Source organism: Thermodesulfobacteriota bacterium, from assembly GCA_040755095.1.
Lineage (GTDB): Bacteria > Desulfobacterota > Desulfobulbia > Desulfobulbales > JBFMBH01 > JBFMBH01.
On the sequence record JBFMBH010000067.1, the window covers coordinates 1 to 21,056 of the forward strand.

Sequence of the window (21,056 nt, forward strand, 5' to 3'; positions counted from 1 at the left end):
CATGTACCTGAACGTCTACATCTGGTTCGGTGTTGCCTACGGCATGATGCTGCAGTACGGGCGATTCTGCTTCGCTTCCGCCTCCCGGGATCTGTTCGCGGCCGGCGTGCCCCGAATGGCCGTCGGCATCCTCATCGCCCTCATCTTCTTCAGCCTGGTGCAGGCCGTGCTCTCCTCAACCAACATGAGCACCTTCCATCCGGCGCCCATGGGCCTCCAGAGCGTGCTCTCCGGCATCGTCTTCGGGGTGGGCATGGTGCTGGCCGGCGGCTGCGCCTCCGGCTCGCTGTACAAGATCGGCGAGGGCAACGGCACCTCCATTTTGTCGATCATGGGCATCTCCTTCGGCCAGGCCCTGTTCGTGACCGCAGGCGGCACCTCCCTGGTGCCTCAGTCCTGGATCGACTCTTCCATGGCCAAGACCTACCTGCCCCGGGAGAAGGTGCAGTCCTGGTTCGACTACTACATGACCGGCTTCATCTTCGACCAGCCGGCCACCCAGCTCTCCCACACCAAGGCCTTTGCCGGCCTACCCGGGGCCTGGAAGTACTTCATCGGCGACTCCCTGGTGAACGCCATCATCCCGGCCACCCTGCTCATCATCGTCATCTACTTCGGCTACATGCGGCAGTCGTTCATCGCCAAGCGCCAGAAGCACAACCGCAAGAACAAGGACAACCAGCTGCCGGTGACCGGGGTTGGCACCCACGTCGCTGGCATCTGGGCGATGCTCACCGCCTCCACCCGCACCACCATCATGGGCGTCATCATCGGCATCACCGCTGGCCTCCACATCTATGTCATGAAGGGGATCCAGCTCAAGTTCAACGTCACCAACTTCGGCGAGCTGCTGGTGCGCATGGGCCATACCGGCGACGTCGGCGTCTTCGGCAAGGTGTTCGATCCTGGCTACTGGTACATCACCACCCAGGAGGCGCAGTTTGCCGGCTGGATCCTGGACAAGATCGGCTACAACGTACGGGATTCGGTCTTCTTCGGCGTGGTCAACGGCCTGCCGGAGCTGTGGCGCAATCCGGCCCTCTGGATGTCCATCGGCATCATCTTCGGGGCCATGATCCTGTCGCTGCTGCAAAACGAGTTCAAATTCAAGGTGCCCAAGGGCGAGCTTATCGTCTGGGGCCTTGTGGGCGGCATGCTCATGGGCGCCGGCTCCCGGCCGGGGCTGGGCTGCAATATCGGCGCCTTCTTCATCCGGGCCGCCGGCGGAGATCCGGGCGGCTGGCTGTACGGTCTCGGCATGGTGACCGGCGGCTTTGTGGGCGTCCTCTTCTTCAACTGGTGGACGGCCCGCAAAATGGCAGCAGAGATGGCGGACATCTAGTACCAGGATTCATCCACACACTCAGGAAAGGCATCCAGGAGGACAACGACCATGGCAATGAAGTTCGAGAAAGTCGGTGAAGGCGTCTATGAGCTGGACGTGTGCGGCTATGTCTGCCCCCATCCCCAGCTCTATTGCAAGAAGTCCCTGGAGAAGATGGCCTCCGGCGAGACCTTGCGCATGATCTTCGACAACCCCTCCTCCGGCGAGACCATCATCCAGATGTGCGATGCCGCCGGCCACGACATTGTCGAGAAGACCAAGGAGGGCTCCAAGCTCGTCTACGTCATCGAGAAGTGCTGACCCGGCGGCAGTTGCCGCCAGGGTCTTGACTGGCCGGCGCCGGCCAGTTGACCGGGCGCCGGCCGGTTGTCTTGAGGTTGGGAGAGGTTTCGGGAGGGAGACGATGAAAGGACCGTTGGTGATCATCATCGCAGTTGTGGCGAGCATGCTCGCCTTCATCACCATTTACAGCCAGACCGGCGCGACAGAAAAGCCCAAGCCGGTGGCGGCAGCGGGCGGCGGCTATGGCAGCCCGGCCGGCGGTGGGCATGGCAGCTCGGCCGGCGGCTATGGCGGCGACTCATCGGGCGGTTACGGCGGCGGCGCCCCGGCAGGTGGCTACGGCGCACCGGCCCCGCCCAGCAGTGGCGGCTACGGTGCACCCAGCAGCAGTGGCGGCTACGGTGCCCCGGCCAGCAGCGGCGGCTATGGCGCCCCCAGCGGTGGCGGCGGCTACGGCGCACCCCGATAACCGGCAGACGCCACGACAGGGGGGGAGACCATGAAGAAGATTGTGATCGCCGTCGACGGCACCAAGGCAACCCGGGAGGTCTTCGACAAGACCGCCCACATCTGCAAGTGCATCGGCCCGGAGGAGGTCCTCCTGGTCTATGTGGAGAAGTTCGAAGGGCCGTCCCTTCTGGACGACATGCTGGGGGATGCCGAGATGGCCACCCTGCGCCAGGTTCTGGAGGGCACCGAGTACAAGGAGGCCCTGGATCGCAAGGCCGAGACAGTGCTCTCCCATTACCACAAGGTGCTCACCGAGCGGCCGCCCTATCCGGCGGTCAGGAAGGTGCTGCGCTCAGGTCATCCTGCCGACGAGATCCTGGCGGTGGCCAAGGAAGAGGCCGCGGACCTCATCATCATCGGCTCGCGGGGCAAGAGGGTGTCCCAGCTGTTCATGGGCAGCGTCAGCCGCGAAGTGGCCAATCAGGCCGAAGTGCCGGTTCTGATCGTCAAGTGAGCTGCCGGCCGCTGGCCTGGCGGGCAGAGGCTCCGGGACGGAGGTGGGGGGACCAGAGGACGCCAGCTGTCTGACGCGTCGTCTGGTCCTTTTTTTTGGTCCGCACCGAGAGAGGGGAAATGGCATGCACAGCACACAAGCCTCGTCCGGCCAAGGCGCAGCCACCGTGCCGGCCAAGGCCTCGGCGGTGGTGCTCGGCGCCGGCCTGGCTGGTCTGGCCGCCGGCGCGGTCCTGGCCGACGGCGGCCGACGGCCGCTGGTCTTCGAGGCCGGGCCGGAGGTGGGGGGCCTCTCCCGCACCCTTTCCCACGGCGGGTTCCGCTTCGACATCGGCGGCCACCGCTTCCTGACCAGGAACCGGCGGGTGGAGGCCTACGTCCGGGAGCTTGTCGGCAGCGACCTTCTGGAAGTGCCCCGCAAGAGCGTCATCCACATGCTGGGCCGCTCCTTCGACTATCCCCTCTCCCCGGCCAACGCCCTTTTCGGCCTCGGTCTTGCCACCACCGCTGCCATCATCAGCGACTACTGCAAGGAACGGCTGCGGGCCTGGCTCACCAGGCCGGCGGTGGTGTCCCTGGAGGACTGGGTGGTGGGCCAGTTCGGCCGCCGGATGTTCGATCTCTACTTCAAGGATTACAGCGAGAAGGTCTGGGGCCTGAGCGGCCAGGAGATCAGCGAGGCCTGGGTGGCCCAGCGCATCCAGGGGCTGTCCCTGTGGACCGCGATCAAGAACGCCTTCACCCGCCTGAGCGGCCGGGACGTCCCCACCCTGGCCGACTCCTTCCTGTACCCGGCCCAGGGCATCGGCGAGATCGCCCAGCGGCTGGCGGAGCGCATTTGCCGCCAGCAGCCGCTGTTGACCCGGACCCGGGTCACCCGTCTTGCGCATGCCCAGGGCCGGATCACGGGCATCCACGCGGAAAACGGCCAGCAGCGCTTCCAGGTGGCGCCGGAGGAGGTGGTGGCCAGCATCCCCTTGAGCCACCTGGTGCGGATGCTCTCCCCTCAGGCGCCGGCAGCCGTGCGCGCCGCCGCCGACCGGCTGCGCTTCCGGGACCTGGTCATCGTCACCATCATGGTGGCCCGGGAAGAGGTCACCGACTGCACCTGGCTCTACCTGCCCGGTGCCGACATCCCCTTCGGCCGCATCCACGAGCCCACCAACTGGAGCCGCCAGCTGGCGCCCCCCGGTTACTCCCACCTGGTGGCCGAATATTTCTGCTTCCAGGGGGACCGCATCTGGAGCCTGGATGACCAGGCACTCATCAAGCTTACGGTGCAGCACCTGGCCCGCCTGGGCTACATCGAGGCCGGGGAGGTCACGGACGGCTGCGTGCACCGCTGCCCGCAGGCCTATCCCCTGTTCGAGGTGGGCTACCAGGAGCTGTGCGACCAGATCCTGGACTATCTGGCCGGCTTCGCCAACCTGCAGGTGGTGGGCCGGGGTGGCCTCTTCCGCTACTACAACATGGACCACGCCCTGGCCTCGGGCATGGCGGCGGCGGAGGCGATCCTCGCCCGGCAGCCGGCCGCCCACCCCCTCGCCGCCCGGCAGCCGGAGCGCCGGCTGGCCAACCGGCCGGCACCGGTGGCCGCGGGCGCGGTCCAGGCTGCGGCCTCATGAGATGCTTCTTCGTCATCCCGGCCTGGGCCCCGGAGGAGATCTTCTCCAGAAAGACCGCCGGCGCCCAGATCAACTACTGGCAGCCCCTGGGCACCCTCTATGTGGCGGCCGCCGTACGGGCCGCCGGCCACCAGGTGCGGCTCCTCAACGGCGCCTTCGAAAGTCAGGAGGCGATGCTGGCGGCGATCCGGGCCGGCCGGCCGCAGGTGGTGGGCATCTACAGCACCACCTTCGGCTGGCCCAAGGCCAAGGAGACCGCCCGGGCGGTGAAGGCCATCGACCCGGCCATCCACGTCACCGTGGGCGGCCCGTATCCGGTGGCCCGGGAGGGCGCCTGTCTGGATGACTGTCCCTTTGTGGACACGGTGGTAACCGGCGAAGGGGAGCTGACCATGCCAGAGCTCCTGGAGCGCCTGGCCTCGGGCCAGTCCCTGGCCGGCTGCCTGGGGGTGGCCTTCCGGGAGAACGGCCAGGTGCAGACCAACCCGCCCCGGCCCTTCATCACCGACCTCGACGCCCTGCCCCTGCCGGCCCGGGATCTGCTGGGCGGAGTGGATGCCTACGTCCCGCCGCCGGCCACCTACCGCCGCAAGCCGGTGGCGGTGATGATCACCGCCCGCGGCTGCAACCGCCGCTGCCTGTTCTGCTTCCAGCTGGACAAGAGCCGCAAGAGCGGCGTCCGCTTCCGCAGCGTGGACAGTGTCCTGGCCGAGATCGAGCACCTCCTGGCCGCCGGCTATCGGGAGATCAAGTTCATCGACGACACCCTGGCCGCCGACTATCACCGGGCCATGACCATCGCCAACGAGATCCAGGCCCGGGGGCTGGACTTCACCTGGTTCGCCTCGGCCTGCGTCTCCCAGGTGGACGAGGCCCTGTTCCGGGCCTTCAAGGCCGCCGGCTGCTGGGCGGTGCTCCTGGGCGCCGAAAGCGGGGTGCAAAAGAGCCTCAACGCCATCCGGAAGGGCATCACCCTGGAGCAGACCCGCCGGGCGGTCAAGGCGGCGAAACGGGCGGGCCTGGTCGTCTACACCCCCTTTCTCTTCGGCATCCCTGGCGAGACCTTTGCCGACGGCCTGGCGACCATCGACTTCGCCTGCCAGCTCGATCCCGACATCGCCAACTTCCACGCCCTGACCCCTTTTCCGGGCACCGAGCTGTACGACAACCTTCCCCTCTACGGCACGATGTCCGAGGATCTGGCCGACTACACGTACCAGGGCGCCGCCTTCGTGCCCCACTCCATGAGCCGCGATGAGATCCAGAAGCTCCGGCAGCTGGCCCTCCGGCGCTTCTATTCCCGGCCCAGCTTCCTTCTCCGCCGCCTCCTGGCCCTGCGCAACCGTCACGACCTGCACGTGGCCTTAAAGGGCGCCAAGAGCCTCTTCTGGCTCTGGGCCCAGCGGGACCTCTTCAGCCGCCCCAGCCGGTAGCCCGGCTTGCCAGCGCCGCTCGCATGGACTGACGCATACCGGCCGCGCTGGCGGAGACCGCGGCGGTGAGGAGGCTCATCTGGCCGCCGGCGGTGTTCGTGCAGACAGTGCCCGCCATCGCATCCGTGAAGTTGAGGACGTCGTTGGCCTCAATATCCAGCCTCCCATAAGTCCTCTGGGTCCTATAAGTCCCATGGGTCCAGGAGAGCCATGGGACTTATGGGAGCTATGAGAATCATGGGATTTGTGGGTTGCCATGCGCGGGGCACTCTGGACGGACGCGAGGCCTTTGTGGCGGGGGGGGGGCGGAGCAAGGAGTGGCGGTCGTGCCACCGCGTCACCCCGGGGAGCCGCTGCCGGCCCTGGCAGGGTCCGACCGGTCCGGCTTCTGCGGCCATGCCGGCCGGCAGACCGATGCCCCGATCAGGAGGCGTTGGACAGGGCGGCGGCGATTTCCTGCTGGAGGGCGTCCGTCTGGGCCAACGGGTCGGCGGCGGTGCTGATCGGCCGGCCGATCACCACATGGTCGGCGCCGTTCATGATCGCCTCCCGGGCCGTGGCGATGCGCTTCTGGTCGTCCTTCCGGATAACATCCTGGTTGAGGCCGGGCCGGATGCCGGGGGTGACCACCAGGAACTGGCTGCCCAGCTCGTGGCGCAGCTTGGCCGCCTCCAGGGCCGAGGAGACCACGCCGTCGCATCGGAGGGCAAGCGCCTTGCGGGACCGGAGCAGGACCAGATCGCTGACCGAGCCCGTGAATCCCATCTCCCGCATATCCTGCTCGTCGTAGCTGGTCAGCACGGTGACCGCCAGGATCTTCACGTCGCCTTTGCTGGCCACCGCCGCTCGGATGATCGGATCGTTGCCATGAACCGTCGCGAAGGTGACCCCGTGGCTCCTGAGCTGCTCTACCGCCAGGCGAACGGTTTCCGGGATGTCGAAGAACTTGAGATCCACCATCACCTTGTTGCCCCGTTCGACGATGGCATCGACCACCGGCCAGCCGCCGGCCAAAAAAAGCTGCAGCCCAACCTTGAAGAACCGGATGTGGCGGTCCAGCCGGGCGACCCACTGCTTTGCCAGCTCGGGGTCGGAGAAATCGAGCGCAAAGATGATCCGTTCGTCCAGGGGGATGTCTTTCATGGTCTGGCAGGCCAAAGGCAGGGGATGAAGGTCAAGACCGGCGCTTCGGGATACGCTCCACTACCGCATTCACCCCCGTTTGACAAGGCTTTTGTCGCCATGGCCGCCCCCGCCGGGAGCCTCTGTCAGAAGCGGCAGCGCAGCTCGGCCCAGAGGCTGCGACCTGCCAAAGGATAGTCGTTGGGGATGGTGGCTGGGCCGGGTGCCTTGGCGGTCTGGTCGAAGAGGTTGCGGGCCGCGCACTCATTTTGACGCGCCCCGCGTATGGCAGCCCACAGGTCCCATAGCTCCGTGGACCCATAGGACTTATAGGACCTATAGGACCTGCGGGAGATCACCATGGAGGATTGCCGGCGTTTCACCCAGTTGGGTGCGCCCCGCCCAGGGCAACTCACTCGCCGGCGCCGTCGATGATCTCGCTGGACAGGCCCAAGGCCTCCCGGTTGAGCGTGAGCCCGATGCGGCCCGCGGTCCTGGTGTTGAGGATCAGCCGGGTGCCCAGGGGCGGCTCCACGCCCAGCTCCCGGGCCGGCTCGCCGGCCAAGAGCCGCCGGGCCATGGCCGCCGCCTGATGGCCGATGGCCGTGTGGTCCGGATCGACGGCGGCCAGGAGCCCCACCGAGGCAATGCTCCGGGACGGCCCGAGACAAGGGAGCCGATCCCGGACGCAACGCTTGGTCAGCCAGCCGATGTTGTCCAGGGTGTAGAGCACCGGGTCCGGGATGATCCAGAAGGCATCGATCCGGCCTTCCATCCCCCGGACGACGGGCTGCAGATCCTGGGGCCGGCTCAGCGGCTCGGCCACCAGCTCCAAGCCGAGCAGCGCTGCCTGGACCCTGGCCTCGGCCACCATCTGCCCGGAATGCTCCTGGCTGTAAACCACCCCGATCCGCTGCGCCTGGGGGCAGATCATGGCCAGATAGGCAAAGAGGCTGCCGGGCCCGGTCTCCAGGGCGACCCCGGTGACATTGGCCTGGCCCTCGGCCAGCTGGTAGCGCTCCCAGTTGAGGACCATGGCAAAGAGCACCGGGATCTCGGGGTAATCGGCGGTCCAGGTCTTGGCGACATAGGCCGCCTTGGCGCCCAGGGCAAAGATCAGGGCAGGCCGGGCGGCGAGGATCTGGCCCATCACCGCCGGCGCCCGTTGCACATCCCCCCCCAGCTGGAACACTTGGACCGGCAGAGCCAGCTCGGAATTGAAGGCCGCCAGCGGCGCACCATAGGCCTGGTCGTCGTCGCTCAGGAGCACGACCACCGGGCCTGCCGCCCAACCGGAGCCGGCCAGGCAGGTGCCGAGCAGCAGCAGGGCTGCCAGCCAGCTAATGAGGGATTTCCTGCCAGCCATCGATTCCCAGCATCTCCATGATCGGCATGCGCACCGGCCTCGTCTCCTCGGCCAGAAAAAGCCTCGTCAGCTGTGCCAGGCGCTCGGGGGATACCACCCCCGGCCGGTAGCACAAGACCGGCAGCGGGATGGGCTTTGTGGCCCGCACGGTCTCCACCCGCTGCACCAGCCGCGGATTCACCTTGGCCAGGGCCTCCATGTTCTCCGGCACCACGAGGGCGGCATCCACGTGCTGCAGGGCCAAGGCGAAAAGGGCATCCACGTCCTTGGGCACCACCACGATGTTGAAGGCCGGCTTGGGCTCCTCCGGGGCCGGGAAAAGGATCTCACTCAGGAGCTCCCGCCCCTTGGGCCCGAAGGTGGTCATGGCCAGGGTGCGGTGGCGCAGCCCGTCGAGCCCAGGCCCGGTGCCCCGGGCCACAACCAGGACCTTGCGATAGGAGGTGCTGCCCTGGCGCACCGGCGCCAGAAGCGGCCGCACCCCGAGGTCCTGGCCATGGCGCTCCAGGTACCACGACGGCAGCAGCAGGAAGGCCGGCGGCTCGGCCGCCAGCTGCTGCACGAAATCGGTCAGGTGGGCGAAGGGCTGGAAGGACAGCGGAAAGCCGGCCTCAGCCAGAAAGCCGTCCATGGTGGCCTTGAGCAGGCCGAGATTGCTCTGCGGTGAGTCGGGATTGAAGTAGTAGAAGCTCGCCGGCGGGACGCCGGCGGCCGGAGACGACGACGCCAGCAAGCAGCCAAGAAGGCCCAACAGGGCGCAAGCCCTGGCAAGGCGAGTCCGAGGCAGGCTCATCGAGAGGCCACTGGCCATCGGCAATGGGCGGGGAGCCCGGCTGGAGAAGGCAGCACTGATCGGCACCACAAGGTCTGCGCCACGTTACCAGGGCGACCGCGGCGGCGTCAACCCTGCCCTTCCCGCCGGCGGCCCCAGCCGCCGGTCGCCAGGTACTCCTTGAGGAGCTGCGGGTAGAGGCGGGGGTTGAACAGGATGTTGGTCAGAAAATAGCACTCGTGGGTGCAGTGACAGCCGCCATGGTCGATGGCGGCCAGCACCCGGCGGGCCCGGGGGGCGGCCAGCAGGGGCCGCAGGTCGCCTCCCGTCTCCCGGATGTTGCCCATGGGCAGGTGGAAGGCCTCGCACGGAAACAGCATACCGGTCTCGGTCAGGACCAGGTTGAGGCGGCCGGCGTAGCAGGGGATGAGGCGCTGCTGCTGCCGGGCGGTGGCCAGGATCAGCCGGCGCTGCAGGAGATCCTGGGCGGCCTTCAGACCGGCGCCGCCAAAGCGGTAGCGCCGGGCCTCGCCCTGCCGGGCCTCGGCCTCCAGCCACTCCACCGTGGCCTGGTAGCGGTCCAGGTCCACCTCCTTGAGCTCCGGCCGGGCGGTGTCACCCCGGACCAGGGAGACGGTGTGGGTCCGCACCCAGGGCAAGCCCCGCACCAGGTCGAAGACCGGCGCCAGCTCCTCCTGGTTGTCCCGGCAGAAGACGGTGTTCACCCCCAGCTCGAAATGGGGGTAACGATCCAGAAGCGGGGCCAGGGCCTGGCCGGTGGCCAGCACCCGGGCAAGGGCTCCGGGCCGGCCCCGCAGCCGGTCGTGGAGCTCCGCCGGGCCGTCCAGGGACAGCTTCACCACCACGGTGCTCTCCGGGCAGGCCGCAAGGATCGCCTCCACCTGGGCGGGAATCCCTTCGGGATCGAGGCCGTTGGTGGGCAAAAGGATGATGGCCGGCCGGCAGTGCCGGTAGAAATGCCCCACGATCTCGGGCAGATCCGGCCGCAGAAAGATCTCGCCGCCGGACAGGGCCAGCCAGAGCAGCGGGCCGGCGGAGCGGGCCACCTGCTCCAGCTCGGTGGCGGACAGCTCCGGGGCCGGATCACTGGTCCGGGGCCGGGAGAGATAGAAGCAGAAGGGGCAGCGGGCGTTGCAGCGCCGGGTGACAAAGACGGTGAGATGGACCGGCCGGCGCTTCCAGAAGATCGCCGGCCAGTGGCGCCAGGGGGAAAAGCTCATCGGCCGCGGGCCAGGGCCCGGGCCTGGGCGAGGCCGAGGCAGGCGCCGGCGGCCACCGCCAGGGGGTAAAGGGTCAGATAGTAGAGGCTGGCCGAAAGGCCAAAGCCCGGCCCCCGGGCCCGGAAGAAGGCAGCCAAGAGCCGGCGGCTGACCGCCAGGTCCAGGCCCAGGGCGACCGCCCCGGCCCCCAGCCAGGCGGCGCTGCCGGACAAACCGGCCGCGGCCAGGGCGGCCAGAGCCGTCAGCACGGCAACGACGTTGGCCTTCAGCTCCAGGGAAGCGGTGCCGGAGTCGGCGAAAAGATCCCGGTTCACCAGGGAATAGGCGGTCCAGTACCGCGACTTGCGCACGGCGTTGGCCAGGGAGCGGGCCAGGGTGTAGTCGAAGACATGGCGCACCAGAAGCCGCGGCTCCATGACCAGCCGGAGGCCGGCCCGCCGCAGCCCATGGCTCAGGGCCACATCCTCCAGGATCGGCAGGCCCGGCTCGGGAAAGCCGCCATGGTCCGCCAGGTCCTGCCGGTGGATGACCATAGCGTGACTCGCGACATAGTCCGGTGCGGCCAGCCGCTTCGTTTCGGCGTGGTGGATGAAGATCGACTGGAAGGCGCTCCAGAAGCGATCGTCGGCCGGCAGCAGCGTGTAGGTGCCGCCCACCACCGTGCCCGGGCCGTGGGCCTGGGCGGCTGCCGCTGCCTGGGTCAGGGTCTCCGGCAGCACCAGACAGTCGGCATCGATGAAGAAGAGGATCGCGCTCCGGGCCGCGGCCGCCCCGGCATTGCGGGCCGCTGCTGCCCCCTGGTGGCCGGGCAGGCGGATGAGCTGGCAGGGATGGCGGGCAACCCGGGCCGCGGTATCGTCCGTGGAGCCGTCATCCACGACGATGACCTCCCGGGCCTGGCTGCGGCTGGCCGCCAGAGCCTGCAGGCAGCGGTCGATGCAGGCGCTGCCGTTGCGGACCGGAATGATCACCGACAGCGGCACGGGCGCGGCGGGGATCACGGCGCCCTGGCCCCGAACAGGCGGCCGACAAGCTCGGCCAGCTCCCCTTCCCCCACCCCGCCCAGGATGGCGGCCCGCAGCCGGTGCCCGGCGTCGAGGAACAGGGTCATGGGCTGGGCCTTGATGCCGAAGAGCTGGGCCAGATCGCCCTCCGGATCCCGGACCACCGGAAAGCCGACCGCCAGGTCCTGGACAAAGGCCCGCACCTCCTCCTCGGTCTGGCCGGTGTTGACATACAGGACCACGAGTCCCTGGTCCCGGTACTGGTCGAAGAAGCGGTTGAAGACCGGGGTGTCGATCCGGCAGAACTTGCAGTCCGTGGACCAGAAGCGCAGGATCACCGGCCGGCCGGCCAGGCCGGTCAGGCTGATGGGCCGGCCGTCCAGGTCCCGCACCGTGAAGGGCGGCGCCGGGTCGCCCAGCCGGAGGCGGGGCCTGTCCTCCGGCCGGCTGCACGCCGCCACCGCCAGAAGCCCTGCCAGGGCGAAAAGCCAGCCGCCGTGTCTGCGCCACCACCAGGCCATGATCCCCTTGCCTCCCGGTGCCACCCTTGCCGCGGGCCGCACCAATCCGCAGGCATGGTAGCCGAAAACCGAGCCCCCGGCAAGGGATTCGCCGCCCGGACCGCCGCCCTGGCGCCCCTGGCCGGCTCGGCAAAATAGGGCTTGCATTTTTTTCCGACTTGATTATTCTCCGTATCCTGGAAGCAAAAAGGTAGAGTTTGCACCCACAAAAACGCCCAACAAGGATGCCACCGAGGATGGGCACAGCCACTGTCGATACGACAAGGAGGTGATGAGGACGTTTCGCGCTGTCACTAGGCTGGACTTGGATTCGACACCCAGGAAACCTTCGACAACTGTGATCATCGGGGAGGACACATGAAGAGGATTGTCTCTACCGCGCTCGCTCTTGGCCTCGTAGCAGGCGCCTATCTGACCACCACCGCTGTTGACGACCAGGCGGCCATCGCCGTGGCCGGCAAGCCGACCTACAACGCCACCGTCTATGTAGCCGGCATGGGCGGGCATTTCGCCGTGGCCGACGTCTCCATCGACCCCAACGACGCTGAGGCCCCGCTCAAGGTCAACAGCCTGGACAAGATGGATATCGGCAGCAAAGACACACATCCCACCCACGATGCCAGGATCGATGCCGCGGACCGCAGCACCATGTACTGGTCCACCTACAAGCTCGATCCCAAGGGCCAGCTCCACGTAGGCAAGTCCGATCTCAAAACAGGCGCGGTCATCAAGGATACCGCCCTCGACAAGCCGGCCCGCGCCGTGGACGTCCCGGCCAACTACTGTGCCTCCGGCCAGTCGGCCACCGCCTTCCTGCCGGTGTCCATGGCCAACGAAGGCTACCTCGACGTGGTGGACAAGAAGACCATGGAGGTCAAGCACCGGGTGTTCTGGGATGAGCTGGGCATCAAGGCCGGCGAGACCACCTTTGCCCACGGCATCAACACCCCGGACATGAAGAAGTTCCTGCTCACCCTCAACATCACCCCCGAGGGCTTCACCAAGTTCTCCGGCAACACCCGGCTGATCATGCTGGACATGGCCGCCCTGGAGCAGGGCAAGCTGGTCAAGCTGGCCGAGGCCACCATCACCGGCAAGCCCAAGGATGCCTCCGGCGGCACCATCACCTTCCGCCAGTTCTTCTCGAACGACGGCAAGCTGCTCTTCCAATCCGGTGCCGACCGGGGCTATGTCATCGACGCCGAAAGCCTGAAGGTCCTCCATGAGGTCACGCCGCTGCCGGGCGAGAACCACGACTTCATGCCCACCCCGGATGGCAAGTACGCCCTCCTGACCCTGCGGGAGAAGGCCAAGGACTTCAAGGGCGAGGATTCGGTGGACGGCACCCTGCTCCTCTACGATGTCGAAGCCAAGAAGACAGTGGGCAAGTCCGCCTCGGTCTGCTTCGGCTGCCACACCGACGCCAAGGTTGGCAAGGCCATCCTCTGCGGCATGGACGCCAACTGGAAGTAGCTCCTCCTCGACAGCATCCCGGAAAACGGGCATCATGGCCTCTTGAGACCGGATGCCCGTTTTTCTTTTGCCTCCTGAAGACCGCAGGTCAGCCGCCATGCCCTTCTCGTTTCTGGCCGTTGCCGTCAAGAATCTGCGGCGCAAGCCGTTCCGCACCGGGGTGCTGGTCTTCTCCATCGCCCTGCTGGTGGCCATCCTCATCTTCGCTGCCTCCTTCACGGTGGGCGTCGGCGCCAGCCTGAAGAAGGCCCAGGACCGGCTGGGCGCCGATCTCATCATCGTGCCGGTGGGCGCCCGGGACAACGCCGAGGAGTTTCTCCTGGAGTCGAAGCACACCTCCTTCTATATGGACCAGGGGATCCTCGACCGGCTGCGCCCGATCAAGGGCATCGAGGCGGTCACCGCCCAGACCTACCTGTCCACCATCTCCGGGATGTGCTGCGACATCATCCCCACCCGCATCGTCGCCTTCGATCCCGCCACCGACTTCATCGTCCGGCCCTGGCTGCCCCGCTCCCTCACCCGGCCCCTGGGCCCGGGCGAGGCCATCGCCGGGGACGGCACGGCCGAGAACCTGGGGCTGGGGCTCCTGGAGGTGCAGACCACCATCTTCAACAACCGCTTCTCGATCCTGGGCGTGCTGGAGGCCAGCGGCACCGGCCTGGACAACGCCCTGTTCATGACCGAGGAGAGCCTGGAGGCCATCATCGCCGGTGGCAAGTCCCCCTTGCGGCGGGGGGAGATCTCGGTGATCTTCGCCAAGCTGGCGCCTGGCATCGATCCCGACTACCTGGGCAAGGTGGTGGAGAGCACCATCAACGAGGTGGACGTCATCGCCCGCTCCGACATGGGCAAGCGCCTTCTGGGCATCCTGGGCGACATCAACAAGATCTTCCTGGTCACTGTGGGCCTGACCGCCCTTCTCACCACCTTCCTGGTCTGGGCGATCTTCTCCGCCATCGCCAACGAGCGGGGCCGGGAGATCGGGATCATGCGGGCCATCGGCGCCCGGGCCAGCCAGATCGTCCGGCTCTTCCTCCTGGAGATCCTGGTGCTGGGCCTTGCCGGCAGCCTGCTCGGGGCGGTGGCCGGCACCTATCTGGCGCGGCTGCTGGCCCAGGTCTTCACCCTGATCAGGAACGTCTCGGCCCAGCTCTCCCCGCTTGCCCAGGCAGCCATCGCCCTCTTGGGCGTGGCGGTGGGTGTTGCGGTCTGCGTGGTGGGCGCCATGCTGCCCATCAACCGGCTCAAGAAGCTGGAGCCGCTTCTGGTCATCAAGGAGGACTGAGCCGTGGCCCGGATCGCCTGCGTCAACCTCACCAAGACGTACCAGCTGGCGGACCAGACCATTCCGGCCGTGGACCGGGTCAATCTGGTCATCGAGCCGGGGGAGCTGGTCTCCATCGTCGGCCATTCCGGCTCCGGCAAGACCACCCTGGTGTCGATCATCGGCGGCATCCTGCGGCCCACCGCCGGCCAGGTGCTGTTCGGCGACACCGACATCTGCGCCTTCGACGATGACCGCCTCTCCCGATACCGCAGCACCCGCATCGGCTTCGTTTTCCAGTTCGCGAGCCTGCTGCCCATCCTTACCGCCCGGGAGAATGTGCTTCTTCCCGGCCTGTTCCGGCCGGCCGGCGGTCCCGCCCTCACCCCGGCGGACGCCGACCGGGCCCTGGACCTGGTGGGGGTGGGCGACCGGGCCGCCGCCTTCCCCGGCCAGCTGTCCGGCGGCCAGCAGCGGCGGGTGGCCATCGCCCGCGCCCTGGCCTACCAGCCCCAGGTGCTCCTGGCCGACGAGCCCACCGGCGACCTGGACGAGGCCACCGAGCAGGAGATCATGGCCCTCTTTCGCCAGATCAACGCGGAGAGGAAGATGACCGTCATCCTCATCACCCACAATCTGGAGCTGGCCAATACGGCCCGGCGCCGGCTGCGCATGAGCCGGGGGGTGCTGGAGGAGCTGTAGCGGGAGTCACGGCAGGAAGGAGCAATCAACCCGCAACCGCCCATTCCCAGACCGGACGGATATGGATGGTGCCGGCCGCGCTCGTCTCGTCCGCCTTGTCCGCGGCGGTGAGCAGCAGCCCGGTGGTGAGCCCCAGCTCCTTCATGGCCTGCTGGAGCGCCTTCTTTTCCCGGTTCGCCGTGGCGAGCCGGTCAAGGGCATGGCAGACCTGGATCAGACGGGGCTCGCCGCCGCTCTGCACCAGGAAATCGACCTCCGCGCCGGTGCTGGTCCGGTAGTAGTTGACCTTTTGGCCTTGCCGTTTCAACTCGAGAAAGACCACGTTTTCGAGCGACCTCCCCCGATCCGCCGAACAGCCCAGACTGAGAAAACGATGCAGCCCCAGGTCGATGAGGTAGAACTTCTTGGGGTTGATCTGCCGCTTACGCACCGATTCGGCGTGCATCTCGACAAAGAAGCCGAAGAAGATCTCCTCCACATAGCGGGCAAAGGCGGCCAGCGTGGCAACCGACACCGCCATCCCCCGGGATCTGAAATCGTTCTCCACCTTCCGGAGACTGACCAGGGCGGCACAGTTTTTCACCAGAATGTCGAGCCATTGCCGCAGGATCTCGGAATGCTTGATCCGGTAACGTTCGACGAGGTCGCGAAAAAAAACGGCGTGAAAATAGTCCTGCAGAACCCTGGTCCGGGTCTGTGCATTGTCGAGCTGGATCACCTCCGGGTAGCCGCCCAGGGCGAGGTAGCTTTCGAACAGCTGTTGGGCCCGATGCCGCTCGGGGCCGAAGGGGAGGCTCCTTTCCGGGGCGACTTGGCGGATGGCCAGAAACTCCCGGAAGCTGAAAGGAAGGAGGGTGTAGGTCAGGGTTCGACCCCGCAAGGCGGTGGCGATTTCCGAACTGAGGAGCCTGGAGTTTGAGCCGCTGACAAACACGGCATACCCCTGGTCGGCCAGGCGGCGGACAAAGGTCTCCCAGCCATTGATATTCTGGACCTCGTCGAGGAACAGCAGCGGTCGGTCCTGCCGGCCATGGAGCTCGCGCCAGGCGTCGACAATGAGCTGCAGGTCCGCCGCGGTCATCGGGAGGATCCGCTCGTCCTCGAAATTGACATACACAAAGTCCCTGATGTCGCGGCCGCCGGCCACCAGTCTCTTCATGATCTGGAACAGGTAGAAGGTCTTGCCAGCCCGCCGCGGGCCGACGATGGTGATGACCTTGTTCACCGGCGAGCCCACCGCCGCCAGGTCGACCACCAGCTCCCGCTCCAGCAGGCCGGGCAGTGGCATGGACTGGAACTCGCTGATGATGATCTTGAGCTTGTCCTTGAGCATGAACGCGGCGTCTCTTGACAGGAACTGAATGATCCGAGAGGAATGGCTTTTTTTGTTTTGTCAGAAAATCAAGAAAGGCCTTTTTTGTCCAGAAAAAAGCACAGGCAGCCATCGCAACCCCAGCCCCTTTGGGTGCTGTCGGTCCCTTCCGGGATGAGCCCTCGTTGAGGTCTGGGACGAAGGGGCTGGCCACCACGGACCGGGCGATAGGGAGATCGGAGGCCTCAGCTGCCCGGGGAGTGCCGGAGCAGCAGGGCATGCCAGCCGTCCTCCCGGAAGGCGGCGACCGGGGTCACCGGCCGGCTGGCGACCAGGGCGCGGAGTCGCTCCCCCTGCCGGCCCTGGCAGCCGGACACAATGAGATGGCCGCCGGCGGCACTGTGCCGGACAATCTCGGGGAGCAGTCGCTGGAGCACCGAGATCGCCAGGTTGGCGACCACCAGCGGAAAGAGGCGGGGGATCGTGGCCAGGGGCTGGCCAGAGAAGGTCACCCGGTCCTGGAGCCTGTTCTGCTGCCGGTTGAGCTGGGCCGCTGCCAGGGACTGGGCGCAGACATCGATGCCCAGGACCTCGCTGGCCCCCAGGCGGGCTGCCACCAGGGAGAGGATTCCGGAGCCGCAGCCCACGTCCAGCACCGGCGAGGGCAAGGGCCCGGGCCGTGCCAGCTCCTCCAGGGCGGTGATAGCCAGCCGGGTGCTGGGATGGCTGCCGGAGCCAAAGGCGGCGCCGGCCTGGATGCGGAGGTCATGGGCCGGAAGAAGCATCGCCGCCGCCGCGGCCGGCGGACCGGGCCCGTCCTGGGCCAGGAGCGCCTTGCCCACCGCCTTCGGCACCAGCCGGGTCTCGACGATCTCCACCGCCGCTGCCAGCCGGCCCCCTTCCTCTCTGCCCCCCAGGAGCTGATCCAGGAGCTGCAGCGGCGCGCGGCTCGGGCCGGCGGCCTGGGCCAGAAAGACCAGCTCGGCCCCCTCCCCCTGGCTTCGCACCCGCACCTGCCCCAGCCGGCCCAGAGGCCCGGCAATCTCCGGCGCCAGACCAGCATCCCGGATCGCCAGCACCAGCAGCAGATGGCTCGCCGCCGAGGGCAGGTACTCGGGCAGAGCGGCGGAGAGCGGGGCATTCTCCTGGCCCCGAGCGGGGCCGCGCACGCCGCTCATCCTGCCCTCCAGCCACGGCCAGGACTGATGAGCAACCGGGGCCGCACCTCGCTCACGGCGAAACCGCCAACGCCTGGCCGCGGGAGGTGAACGAAATCCCTTGCTGACCCTCTGCACCAATCATCACCGTTTCCACAATCGGGGGATTGACGAGGTCACCAGACTGCCACCTGACCAGGAAATTGGCGCCCGAGCCCCCCGACTTGTCCTTCTGCGGAACAATGAAGCGGGTTGACTCCAGCGGCGCGAGCACGACGGACTGCTCCAGAAATCCCCTGATGAGCTCCCCGGCTGTTCCATAGTAGTCCACGGCCATGATCGTGATCGATCGGGCCAAGTCCACGTTTCTGATACTGAGAGTAACGGTCAACAGCACCGGCAGGTCACGATTGCCAGCGTAGATGTGAGAATAGGCAGGCACGTACAGCGTTTGCCCCTTGGACAGCCTCGGCGCTTCCTCGGCATGGGCAACGGACCAGGGTTGGATCACCACGCCCACCAGCCACAACCACATGACGAAACTTGTTCTGCGCACCTGGCTTCCTCCCGTTGCCGCGCCTAGACCGCACCGGCCAGACGTTTGAAGGCATTGCGCTCCTGTTGATTGCCGACCACTGCCACCAGATCTCCATCCTGGAACAGGTACTCCGCGCCCGGATTGGCTTGGAACTGCCTGCCATGAATGATCGCCACCACGGACGCGCCGGTCCTGGTGCGCACCGCCGCCTCCTTGATGCTGCTGCTGACCAGAGGGCTGCCAGCCGCAAGCGTCACCCATGTAATCTCGAGCATGTTCCGTATGTTGTCCAGCTTGGCCAGCAGATGATCGTCCGGGCTCGACTCGTAGATTGGCGCGTAGATCTCTTGTCGCACCGCGTCGGTATATTGCTGGATGACCGCCGCCGGGATGTCCAGATGCACGAGCGCCTGCCGAGCGATTTCCAGTCCGGCCTCCATTTCGGGCAGAACCGCCATGTAGACCCCGCTTTCATAGAGGATCCTGGCCTGGTCCGCAGCAGTGGCCCGGGCGATGATGTGCAGTTCCGGTCGAACACGGTGCACCTGTTGCACAATCGACTGGGAAACCACCAAGGATGGCGTGGTGACAAGCAGAAGCCGGGCGGCATGGATCTGTGAGACGTCAATCACGGTTGCCTGAATCATGTCACCGTAGATGACCGGAAACCCCGCATTCTTGCATTCGACCAGGCGCTGATGGCTCAGCTCGATGATCACGAAAGGCACGCTGAGCCGGGTCAGCACCTGGGCGATGTGCTGGCCCACCCGGCCGCCACCAGCGATGACCACATGGTCCTGGAGTCCGGAGCTCGGGATGTTCACGGTCTGCAGCGGCTCCTGCTTGAAGAGTCGCTTCCTGAGCGCATAGAGGGGGGCTGCCAGGGCCGAAGCGAACGGTGTCAGCACCATGCTCGACACCGATACGGCGAGGACGAGGGAATACATGTCCTGGCCGAGGGCCCCGGCTTCAAGCCCCACCCGCGCCAGCACAAAGGCGAATTCACCCACCTGGAACAGCCCCACGCCGACGGCGATGGGAATGATGTTGACGTAGCCGAAAAGCCTTGCCAGCACCGAGAACACAGAGCCTTTGCCGATGGCTATGACCAGAACCAGGGCCAGAATCCTGCGCCCGTTCTCGAACAGGAAGACGGGGTCAAGAAGCATGCCCACCGAGGTGAAGAACAGCAGTCCGAAGATATCCCGGAGGGGAATGATATCGCTCAACGCCTGATGACCGTAGTCCGACTCGCTCAGCACCATGCCGGCAGCGAAGGCACCGAAGGCAAAGGAAAGCCCGAAGAGATACGTGGCATATCCCACGCCGAGTCCGATCGCGGTAACGGCCAGGATGAACAGCTCCCTGGAGCCCCACTGCGCCACCTGCCCCAGCAGCCATGGCAAAATCCTTCGCCCCAGAACAAGCATCAGCACCAGGAAGAGCGCTGACTTCACGACCGCGATGGCCATGAGGGACAAGTCCACCTCGGGACTGCTCAGCTGCGGCAGGATGATCATCATCGGCACGACGGCAAGATCCTGGACCACGAGCATGCCGATCATGACCCGGCTCGAAAGCGTCCCCATGAGCCCTCGGCTCATAAGGGTCTTCAGGGTCACCATGGTGCTGGACAGCGAGATCATCGCCCCCAGCCACAAGGCGCTGGCGGCGGGCCATCCCAGATAGCGGCCGAGACCGTAGCCAAGGCCCATGGTGAGCAGGATCTGCACCGGAGTGCCGAACAGGGCGATGGCACGTACCGGCTTCAGCTCGTTGAGCGAGAATTCCAGGCCCAGGGCAAAGAGCAGCAGGGCCACCCCGATTTCCGCCAGCAGCTCGATCTCGTGGATATCGCCGACCGTCACCCCGCCGGTATGCGGCCCTACGACGATCCCGGCCAGGATGTACCCCAGGATCAACGGCTGCCGGAGGCGCTGGGCCAGGAGCGCCCCCAGGAGCGCTGCCACGACGATGATGACAATATCGGCGGCTACTCCCATATTCCTCTCCCCGAGGTCACCCCCCAGGACGATGCCGGTGCCGTCCTCCGGATACGCTCAGTCCCGCACCTTGAGCTTGGGCATGGTCTCCGGCTTGGCCGCATCCCAGATCCGGCTCTCCTTGCCGCTGGCCGTGACGTTCTCGTAAACGCCGGAGTCCCGGCGGACCAGCTTGGTGAAGCCTAGGCTCTTGAGATCGCTGGCCGTCTTGGGACAGCTGACGGCGACGCGGGAGATGAGGCGGCGGACCGGGGCGCCGCAGGAGGGGCAGGCGGTGAGGCGGGGGGCGTGGATGGACTGGACGACCTCGAAGACCGCGCCGTCCGCACAAGGGGCATGGAGGTGCTCGTACTCGTAGACAGGCATGACGTCTCCCTCCTGGGAAGGCCGGCGCCTCAGCCCGGGCCGGAATCCCGGGTGAGAAGCTGGCGGCGGATGACCCGGAAGCGGTCGGCCGCCGTCAGGTGGCTGCCCAGCGCGATAAGCGTCACTGCGGCCAGGAGCACCTGGCCCGGCGCCAGGCCGTCCAGCAGCCCGGCAGCGATGAGCACCAGCAGCCGCTCGCTGCGCTGGAGCCAGCCCTCGGTGCAGGCGACCCCCAGCCCCTCGCCCCGGGCCCGGGTGTAGCTGACCAAAAGCGAGCCGGACAGGGCGGCGAGGATGCACAGGGTGGCAAGAACGACGCCCTGGCCGCGACCGATCAGGCTGCCCCAGATGCCGGTCATGACCAGGACCTCGCCGTAGCGGTCCAGGACGGAATCGAGAAAGGCGCCGGCCGGGGTGGCCATCCCCGCCTGCCGGGCCAGAAGACCATCGAGGGTATCGCACAGCCCGGCCAGGGCCAGGGCCAGGGCGCCGGCCGCCGGATGGAGCAGGAACAGGCCGGCTGCGACCGCCGAGAGGGCCAGGCCCAGCCAGCTGAGGCGATCC

The 21,056-nt window shown here is 67.0% G+C and carries 21 protein-coding genes; 9 read left to right on the plus strand and 12 right to left on the minus strand.

Features of this window, described 5'->3' with window-relative positions; translation table 11 throughout:
* The 6 genes from AB1634_11050 to AB1634_11075 form a co-directional block, all read left to right on the plus strand.
* Positions 1-1,342 (plus strand): YeeE/YedE thiosulfate transporter family protein (locus AB1634_11050; GenBank protein MEW6220055.1); only part of this gene is annotated, 1,342 nt, incomplete at its 5' end.
* A 51-nt stretch (positions 1,343-1,393) separates the two neighbouring features.
* On the plus strand, positions 1,394-1,645 hold the full coding sequence (locus AB1634_11055; GenBank protein ID MEW6220056.1) for a sulfurtransferase TusA family protein: 252 nt from the start codon (positions 1,394-1,396) through the stop codon (positions 1,643-1,645).
* Between the two features lie 103 nt (positions 1,646-1,748).
* The gene (locus AB1634_11060) at positions 1,749-2,096 is read left to right on the plus strand and encodes a hypothetical protein (protein MEW6220057.1); all 348 of its coding nucleotides are present in this window, start codon (positions 1,749-1,751) and stop codon (positions 2,094-2,096) included.
* A gap of 30 nt (positions 2,097-2,126) precedes the next feature.
* Positions 2,127-2,591 (plus strand): universal stress protein, encoded by a 465-nt coding sequence (locus tag AB1634_11065; protein MEW6220058.1) that lies wholly within the window; start codon positions 2,127-2,129, stop codon positions 2,589-2,591.
* Between the two features lie 124 nt (positions 2,592-2,715).
* A complete protein-coding gene (locus AB1634_11070; GenBank protein ID MEW6220059.1) occupies positions 2,716-4,215 on the plus strand; it encodes an FAD-dependent oxidoreductase in 1,500 nt (499 codons plus the stop codon).
* Positions 4,212-5,648: a radical SAM protein gene (locus AB1634_11075; GenBank protein MEW6220060.1), complete on the plus strand. Its 1,437-nt coding sequence runs from the start codon at positions 4,212-4,214 to the stop codon at positions 5,646-5,648. Before AB1634_11070 ends, AB1634_11075 begins: the two co-directional genes overlap by 4 nt.
* Positions 5,649-6,071: 423 nt before the next feature.
* On the opposite strand, the gene pyrF is transcribed toward AB1634_11075, so the two are convergent.
* The 6 genes from pyrF to AB1634_11105 form a co-directional block, all read right to left on the minus strand.
* Positions 6,072-6,791, minus strand: coding sequence for an orotidine-5'-phosphate decarboxylase (gene pyrF / locus AB1634_11080; GenBank protein MEW6220061.1), 720 nt, complete (start codon positions 6,789-6,791; stop codon positions 6,072-6,074).
* A 391-nt stretch (positions 6,792-7,182) separates the two neighbouring features.
* Positions 7,183-8,136, minus strand: coding sequence for an ABC transporter substrate binding protein (locus AB1634_11085; GenBank protein MEW6220062.1), 954 nt, complete (start codon positions 8,134-8,136; stop codon positions 7,183-7,185).
* Entirely contained in the window at positions 8,111-8,929 is an 819-nt protein-coding gene (locus AB1634_11090; protein ID MEW6220063.1) for a PhnD/SsuA/transferrin family substrate-binding protein, read from the minus strand. The genes AB1634_11085 and AB1634_11090 overlap by 26 nt, the downstream gene beginning before the upstream one ends.
* 107 nt (positions 8,930-9,036) lie before the next feature.
* Positions 9,037-10,149, minus strand: coding sequence for a radical SAM protein (locus tag AB1634_11095; protein MEW6220064.1), 1,113 nt, complete (start codon positions 10,147-10,149; stop codon positions 9,037-9,039).
* Positions 10,146-11,150: a glycosyltransferase gene (locus AB1634_11100; GenBank protein ID MEW6220065.1), complete on the minus strand. Its 1,005-nt coding sequence runs from the start codon at positions 11,148-11,150 to the stop codon at positions 10,146-10,148. Before AB1634_11100 ends, AB1634_11095 begins: the two co-directional genes overlap by 4 nt.
* On the minus strand, positions 11,147-11,674 hold the full coding sequence (locus AB1634_11105) for a TlpA disulfide reductase family protein (GenBank protein MEW6220066.1): 528 nt from the start codon (positions 11,672-11,674) through the stop codon (positions 11,147-11,149). Before AB1634_11105 ends, AB1634_11100 begins: the two co-directional genes overlap by 4 nt.
* 357 nt (positions 11,675-12,031) lie before the next feature.
* On the opposite strand from AB1634_11105, the gene AB1634_11110 reads away from it, so the two are divergent.
* The 3 genes from AB1634_11110 (at position 12,032) to AB1634_11120 (ending at position 15,116) form a co-directional block, all read left to right on the plus strand.
* Complete coding sequence (locus tag AB1634_11110) at positions 12,032-13,147, plus strand: hypothetical protein (GenBank protein ID MEW6220067.1); 1,116 nt, start codon at positions 12,032-12,034, stop codon at positions 13,145-13,147.
* A gap of 97 nt (positions 13,148-13,244) precedes the next feature.
* The gene (locus tag AB1634_11115; protein ID MEW6220068.1) at positions 13,245-14,435 is read left to right on the plus strand and encodes an FtsX-like permease family protein; all 1,191 of its coding nucleotides are present in this window, start codon (positions 13,245-13,247) and stop codon (positions 14,433-14,435) included.
* A gap of 3 nt (positions 14,436-14,438) precedes the next feature.
* Positions 14,439-15,116, plus strand: coding sequence for an ABC transporter ATP-binding protein (locus tag AB1634_11120; GenBank protein ID MEW6220069.1), 678 nt, complete (start codon positions 14,439-14,441; stop codon positions 15,114-15,116).
* A gap of 25 nt (positions 15,117-15,141) precedes the next feature.
* Here the strand turns inward: AB1634_11120 and AB1634_11125 are convergent, their stop codons facing one another.
* The 6 genes from AB1634_11125 to AB1634_11150 all read right to left on the minus strand — a co-directional run.
* Positions 15,142-16,449: an ATP-binding protein gene (locus AB1634_11125; protein ID MEW6220070.1), complete on the minus strand. Its 1,308-nt coding sequence runs from the start codon at positions 16,447-16,449 to the stop codon at positions 15,142-15,144.
* A gap of 224 nt (positions 16,450-16,673) precedes the next feature.
* A complete protein-coding gene (locus AB1634_11130) occupies positions 16,674-17,597 on the minus strand; it encodes a 50S ribosomal protein L11 methyltransferase (GenBank protein MEW6220071.1) in 924 nt (307 codons plus the stop codon).
* A gap of 61 nt (positions 17,598-17,658) precedes the next feature.
* The gene (locus AB1634_11135; GenBank protein ID MEW6220072.1) at positions 17,659-18,141 is read right to left on the minus strand and encodes a DUF3124 domain-containing protein; all 483 of its coding nucleotides are present in this window, start codon (positions 18,139-18,141) and stop codon (positions 17,659-17,661) included.
* Positions 18,142-18,164: 23 nt separating this feature from the next.
* Positions 18,165-20,126 (minus strand): cation:proton antiporter, encoded by a 1,962-nt coding sequence (locus AB1634_11140; protein MEW6220073.1) that lies wholly within the window; start codon positions 20,124-20,126, stop codon positions 18,165-18,167.
* A 57-nt stretch (positions 20,127-20,183) separates the two neighbouring features.
* Positions 20,184-20,492 (minus strand): zinc ribbon domain-containing protein, encoded by a 309-nt coding sequence (locus AB1634_11145; GenBank protein ID MEW6220074.1) that lies wholly within the window; start codon positions 20,490-20,492, stop codon positions 20,184-20,186.
* A gap of 29 nt (positions 20,493-20,521) precedes the next feature.
* Positions 20,522-21,056, minus strand: a 535-nt coding sequence (locus AB1634_11150) for a CDP-alcohol phosphatidyltransferase family protein (GenBank protein ID MEW6220075.1), incomplete at its 5' end; no start/stop codon positions are given.

What these genes read in the sequence shown, in the direction of transcription:
- AB1634_11055 (MEW6220056.1), top strand. Translation starts at nt 1,394, where the DNA reads ATGGCAATGAAGTTCGAGAAAGTCGGTGAAGGCGTCTATGAGCTGGAC.
- AB1634_11060 (MEW6220057.1), top strand. Translation starts at nt 1,749, where the DNA reads ATGAAAGGACCGTTGGTGATCATCATCGCAGTTGTGGCGAGCATGCTC.
- AB1634_11065 (MEW6220058.1), top strand. Translation starts at nt 2,127, where the DNA reads ATGAAGAAGATTGTGATCGCCGTCGACGGCACCAAGGCAACCCGGGAG.
- AB1634_11070 (MEW6220059.1), top strand. Translation starts at nt 2,716, where the DNA reads ATGCACAGCACACAAGCCTCGTCCGGCCAAGGCGCAGCCACCGTGCCG.
- AB1634_11075 (MEW6220060.1), top strand. Translation starts at nt 4,212, where the DNA reads ATGAGATGCTTCTTCGTCATCCCGGCCTGGGCCCCGGAGGAGATCTTC.
- pyrF (MEW6220061.1), bottom strand. Translation starts at nt 6,791, where the DNA reads ATGAAAGACATCCCCCTGGACGAACGGATCATCTTTGCGCTCGATTTC.
- AB1634_11085 (MEW6220062.1), bottom strand. Translation starts at nt 8,136, where the DNA reads ATGGCTGGCAGGAAATCCCTCATTAGCTGGCTGGCAGCCCTGCTGCTG.
- AB1634_11090 (MEW6220063.1), bottom strand. Translation starts at nt 8,929, where the DNA reads ATGAGCCTGCCTCGGACTCGCCTTGCCAGGGCTTGCGCCCTGTTGGGC.
- AB1634_11095 (MEW6220064.1), bottom strand. Translation starts at nt 10,149, where the DNA reads ATGAGCTTTTCCCCCTGGCGCCACTGGCCGGCGATCTTCTGGAAGCGC.
- AB1634_11105 (MEW6220066.1), bottom strand. Translation starts at nt 11,674, where the DNA reads ATGGCCTGGTGGTGGCGCAGACACGGCGGCTGGCTTTTCGCCCTGGCA.
- AB1634_11110 (MEW6220067.1), top strand. Translation starts at nt 12,032, where the DNA reads ATGAAGAGGATTGTCTCTACCGCGCTCGCTCTTGGCCTCGTAGCAGGC.
- AB1634_11115 (MEW6220068.1), top strand. Translation starts at nt 13,245, where the DNA reads ATGCCCTTCTCGTTTCTGGCCGTTGCCGTCAAGAATCTGCGGCGCAAG.
- AB1634_11125 (MEW6220070.1), bottom strand. Translation starts at nt 16,449, where the DNA reads ATGCTCAAGGACAAGCTCAAGATCATCATCAGCGAGTTCCAGTCCATG.
- AB1634_11140 (MEW6220073.1), bottom strand. Translation starts at nt 20,126, where the DNA reads ATGGGAGTAGCCGCCGATATTGTCATCATCGTCGTGGCAGCGCTCCTG.
- AB1634_11145 (MEW6220074.1), bottom strand. Translation starts at nt 20,492, where the DNA reads ATGCCTGTCTACGAGTACGAGCACCTCCATGCCCCTTGTGCGGACGGC.